The following is a 5449-nucleotide window of genomic DNA, read 5'->3' as shown; positions in this document are numbered from 1 at the left end:
GGGCGTGAACGGCGAAAACGACCGCTACATTGAAATTTGGAATAACGTGTTCATGCAGTACGAACGCGTGAGCGACGGAAGCCTCATTCCGCTGAAGGCGAAGAACGTCGATACCGGTATGGGGTTCGAACGTATCTGCGCTATTCTTCAGGGCAAGACCAGCAACTACGACACCGATGTGTTTACCCCGATTATCGCAAAGATTGCTGAACTCTCTGGCGTTCCGTACAACGATGGCGAAGCCGGTACCCCGCACCGCGTGATTGCCGACCACATCCGCGCTATTTCTTTCGCTATTGCCGATGGCGCCCTCCCGAGCAACGAAGGCCGTGGCTACGTGCTCCGCCGCATTCTCCGCCGCGCAAGCCGCTTTGCCCGCCTTCTCGGTCAGAAGAAGCCGTTCATTTGCCAGCTCGTGCAGGTGCTTGCCGATACGATGGGCGACGCCTTCCCGGAAATCCGCGAACGCAAGGAATTCGTTGCTAGCGTGATCAAGAGCGAAGAAGAAAGCTTTATCCGTACGCTGGACGCCGGTCTCGAACGCTTCGCCGCAATCTCTGCCGAACTCAAGAAGGGCGACAAGATTCCGGGCGACAAGGTGTTCTTGCTCTATGATACCTATGGATTCCCGCCGGACCTCACCGGCATTCTCGCCGAAGAAAAGGGCCTCCTGATTGATGAAGAAGGCTACGAGAAGTGCATGGAAGAACAGAAGGCCCGCGCCCGCGCCAACATGAAGCAGGGCATCAACACGATGGGTACCGAAGGCTGGACGCAGTACAGCGAAGAAAGCACCAAGTTCGTGGGCTACGAACTCTCCGCTTGCGAAACGAAGGTTGTTCGCTGGCGCGAAGACAAGGGCGTCTTGAGCATCGTGCTTGAAACTTCTCCGTTCTATGCCGAAATGGGTGGCCAGGTCGGCGACAAGGGTACGCTCGTTTCTGGCGACCTCGAAATTGACGTGTTCGACACCGTGAAGGTGAATGACACCGCCCTCTGCCGCGGTAAGGTGAAGAAGGGTACGGCTAACGAAACGACGATGGGTGCTGTGTTCATGGCAACTGTCGACAACGATCGCCGTAACGACATTCGCAAGAACCACTCCGCCACTCACTTGCTGCAGGCAGCGCTGCGTCAGGTGCTCGGCACTCACGTGCAGCAGCAGGGTAGCTTCGTTTCGAACGAACTTCTCCGCTTCGACTTCAGCCACTTCAACGCGATGACCGCCGAAGAAATTCAAAAGGTCGAAGACATCGTGAACGCAAAGGTCATGGAATGCCTGCCGGTCAACACTCAGGTGATGGGTGTGGACGAAGCCAAGGCAAGCGGTGCCATGGCTCTGTTCGGCGAAAAGTACGGCGACGAAGTCCGCGTCGTGAAGATGGGTGCTTGCAACGAAGAATTCTCCAAGGAACTCTGCGGTGGCTTGCATGTGCAGAACACCGGTAACATCGGTCTCGTGAAGATCGTTTCTGAATCTAGCGTGTCTGCTGGCGTGCGCCGTATCGAAGCGGTTTCTGGCCGTGGCGCCTTGAGCCTCCTCCGCGCCGGTACGCAGATTCTCACTGCTCTCCGCGAACAGCTCCGCTGCAAGGACGCCGAAGTTCTGGACCGCATTCAGCAGTCCTTTGCCAAGACGCAGAACCTCGAAAAGAGCTTGCAGTCCGTGAAGCTCGAACTCGCAACGCTTGCTGCTGCCGAACTCTTGAACGGCGGTATCAACGTGATGGGCGTGAACCTCTACGTGCGCGAACTCTCCTTGCCGGATGAAAAGTACAAGAACTTGCTGGACGGCGTTCAGAACAAGCTTGATGTCGATAGCGTCGCCGTGATTGCGAACAAGGACAACGGTGCTGGTAGCATCGCCGTGATGGTCGGCAAGAATGTTCAGGCCAAGGGTATTAAGGCTGGCGACATCGTCAAGGATCTTGCCAAGGCTTGCAATGGTAAGGGCGGTGGACGCCCGGACCGCGCTCAGGCTGGTACTCGTGAACCGGAAAAGATTGCCGAAGCTATTGCTAACGCCAACAACTGGATTCGTGCTAAGTTGGGTGCATAACAGTAGAAAGTAGACGGTTGGAGGGGTAAACTTCGACCGTCACTATGTTGTTCAATCTTATCGAAAATCTTTAGAAAAGCTGCGATTTAATCGCAGCTTTTTTTGCAAAAAGTTCTTTTTTTAAGGACTTTCAAAATATTAGTCATAATATTATATTTTTAGCACAAAAATCTTTCAATGTGAAAATATCTTTGCTTTCAATCCTTTAAATAAAATGTATAATTAGAGGTAAGGTTGGAAAAATGGAACCGCTTTTTAATCTAGAAAGCATATACGTAACTAATGCAATCGGTATAGTTTTGATTGCGGTTTTGATTGTATGTAACTTATGGCGATTCCAAACGCGGAGTCGTGCCGACAGAAATTTGCTGTTGATGATGTTTCTTGCGCTGACCAGTTGCGTTGCTGATCCGATTTCGTACACGATGAAAGGAATGCCCGGCTTACTTCCGAAGTTCGTTGTCTATGCGACGAGCTCGTGGCTCTTTGCTGCGAATATGCTTGCTGTTAGTTATTGGGTTCGTTTCTTGTCGTTCTACTTGAATGGTTCCATTCCTCGTCGTTCTAAAATTATGTTGGATGTAGTAGTCTTTATTGGACTTGCTTTATTGATAATCAATCTGTTTACGCCGATCGTGTTCCATATTGACAGTAATAATCTTTATTCTAGAACGAATTTATATGTATTTTATCTCGTTGTAGATTACATGCTGGTTATCAATAGCTTGGTGACTTATTTTAAAAGCAAAGCTAATGGCGGAATTCTCAAGTTTTTCCCGATTTGGGTCTTTATTGTGCCGATATTTATTGGTGGCGTGGTCCAATCGCTTTACTATGGAATCTCGGTGATTCCGACAAGTATTGCCGTTTCGATTGCTGGTGTGCTTGCAAGCCTTCAAAACGAAATGATTTATCATGACCAATTGACAGGGCTTTTTAATCGTTCATATTTACTTTATTTGCTGGAACGGAATGTCAAAACGCCCAAGCTTAATATTACGGGTATCATGATTGACTTGAATGCGTTCAAGCATATTAATGACAAATTTGGTCATGCCGTAGGTGACGATGCTTTAGTGGTTTCTGCGCGAATCCTCCAATCCGCAGTGGGGAATGGTGGATGCGTGATGCGCTATGCTGGGGATGAATTTGTTGTTCTTTTGAATACGCAAGATGATGTTGCTGTGGAAAGCTGCGTTACAAGAATTCGTGAGTTCTTTGATAAGTTTAACAAAAATGGATCCAAACCTTACGAATTGTTTGTTTCGATTGGTTGCCATAAACTTAATATGAAGACTGAAAGCGTTGATACTTTCATTAATGTTATCGATGCGCGCATGTACGAAGATAAGAAGGCTTTCTACGCTTCCCATGCAGGTTTGGATCGTCGCCTGCGTTAAATTGTTGTATGGCGCTCGATTCCGTTTTTCTATCTTTGGGCGCGTATGAAATTTGAAGAACTTCCTTTGGCTAATCCGTTGCAGCGAGCTGTTCGCGCCGTTGGTTACGAAACTCCGACCCCGATTCAAGAACGTTCCATCCCGAGCTTGCTGGAAGGCAAGGATATTTTGGGTATTGCGCAGACGGGAACCGGAAAGACGGCTGCATTTGCACTCCCGATTTTGCAGCGGCTTTTGGATTCTGGAAAGTTCCGTTCTCCGAAGACTTGCCGTGCGTTGATTCTTTTGCCGACTCGTGAACTTGCGATTCAAGTTGAAGATTGCTTCAAGGCGTATGCTCAGTTCACGGCGATTTCGACAACGTGCATTTTTGGTGGTGTGGGCGACGGTCCGCAAAAGCGCAATTTGATTCGCGGCGTGGATGTGCTTGTGGCGACTCCGGGGCGTCTGCTGGATTTGATTGGGCAGAAGGCTGTTTCGCTGAAGAAGTTGGAATTCTTTGTACTTGACGAAGCTGACCGCATGCTTGATATGGGCTTTATCCATGATGTTCGCAAGGTCGTGGCGATGCTCCCGCCGGATCGACAGAATTTGTTCTTTAGCGCAACGATGCCGGATGAGGTTTTGAAACTCGCATCGACGATTTTGCGTCCGAACCCAGTGCAAGTTGAAGTGGCTCCGCAGAGCACTCCGATTGAACGTATCCGTCAGGAGTTGTATCGCATTGACAAGCGCCGCAAGGGAGCGCTCCTCAAGGAACTCTTGGCGGAACACCCTGAAATGAAAAAGGTGCTTGTGTTTTGCAGAACAAAGCACGGTGCCGATAAGATTGTGCGCGTTCTTGAAAAGGCTGGTGTCAAGTGCGCTGCCATTCACGGGAACAAGAGCCAGAACCGCCGTCAAGAAGCTCTCGGGAATTTTAAGTGCGAACAAATTCGAGTGCTTGTGGCGACAGACATCGCGGCACGTGGCATTGACGTGGACGATGTAAGCCATGTGTTTAATTACGACTTGCCGAGTGAACATGAAACGTTCGTGCATCGCATTGGCCGTACCGCTCGCGCTGGCAAGGAAGGTGTCGCGATTTCTTTCTGCTCGCCGGACGAAGAATCTGATTTGCGCGGAATCGAAAAGCTTACGCGTGTGAAAATTCCGGAAGGCGACCAAAGCATTTATGACAAATTGCCGCCTCCGCAAAAAGAGACTGCCGAAAGTATGATGCGCAATTCTCGCGGACGCATGTCCCGTGAAGAAGCGCAGGCTCGCGCTGCAGAAACTCGCAATAATCGTGATTCACATAAGGCTAATCGCGCAAATCGCAATGAAAATCGCGGAAAGCAGAATTTGAATAATATGTTGGCGGATGGAACTGCGCAAAGCGCAAACGCTGAAAATGTGCAGCTCCGTGCGAATGAAATACCGCACAATCAGAAACATGGTCACGGTAAGCCTCAGCATAATGCTCCGGCGCAAAATACCCACGCACAAAATGTTCATGTCGAAGCGCAGGCTCGCCAAAATGCTGCCCCAAATCAGCCGCAAGCACCGCATGGTGAACGCCGCCATCGCCGTAACCGCCCCGGTTCCCGCGCCCGCCGCCGCATGCGCGAAGCCCAAGGCTTGCAATAAACGTCACCCTGGAGCATTTGAGACTGCGAAGTCTTTAATGCCGTTGCTCTTTGAGCTTAGGCGTGTCGGCTTAGTAATGGGTTTGCAGGCAGCCCCGCTACATTTGCCTTTTACGCCTTTAGCCCCGGCCTGCGAGCCGGGGAATAGGGCACATTATTTCTCGCATTCGTCATCCTTAGCATAGTCGAATGATTTCGGGGTCGTCTTTTTTTTGCTGTCATCCTGGAGCCTCGAAGAGGCGATAGGATCCATTAAGTTTTCTAGGTCTATATGACAAAAAGGTACCTGAAAACAGGTACTTTTTGATTATATGACATTTGGGTACCTGAAATCGTCCGCAAGCCTTTATCTGCTTGGCTTG

3 protein-coding genes are annotated in these 5449 nt (G+C 50.0%); all 3 read left to right on the top strand.

Features of this window, described 5'->3' with window-relative positions:
• The coding region (alaS, locus tag HUF13_RS16970) for an alanine--tRNA ligase (protein WP_173476210.1) at positions 1-2059 on the top strand (2059 nt) is incomplete at its 5' end.
• 374 nt (positions 2060-2433) lie between these two features.
• Positions 2434-3459, top strand: a complete 1026-nt coding sequence (locus HUF13_RS16965) for a GGDEF domain-containing protein (protein WP_304039352.1) — start codon at positions 2434-2436, stop codon at positions 3457-3459.
• Between the two features lie 45 nt (positions 3460-3504).
• Positions 3505-5088: a DEAD/DEAH box helicase gene (locus HUF13_RS16960; protein WP_173476208.1), complete on the top strand. Its 1584-nt coding sequence runs from the start codon at positions 3505-3507 to the stop codon at positions 5086-5088.
• Positions 5089-5449: the final 361 nt, after the last annotated feature.

It is taken from the genome of Fibrobacter succinogenes, from assembly GCF_902779965.1.
In the GTDB taxonomy this organism is placed as follows: Bacteria; Fibrobacterota; Fibrobacteria; order Fibrobacterales; family Fibrobacteraceae; genus Fibrobacter; species Fibrobacter succinogenes_F.
This window is presented reverse-complemented; position numbering and strand designations above follow the sequence as displayed.

What these genes read in the sequence shown, in the direction of transcription:
- HUF13_RS16965 (WP_304039352.1), top strand. Translation starts at nt 2,434, where the DNA reads ATGATGTTTCTTGCGCTGACCAGTTGCGTTGCTGATCCGATTTCGTAC.
- HUF13_RS16960 (WP_173476208.1), top strand. Translation starts at nt 3,505, where the DNA reads ATGAAATTTGAAGAACTTCCTTTGGCTAATCCGTTGCAGCGAGCTGTT.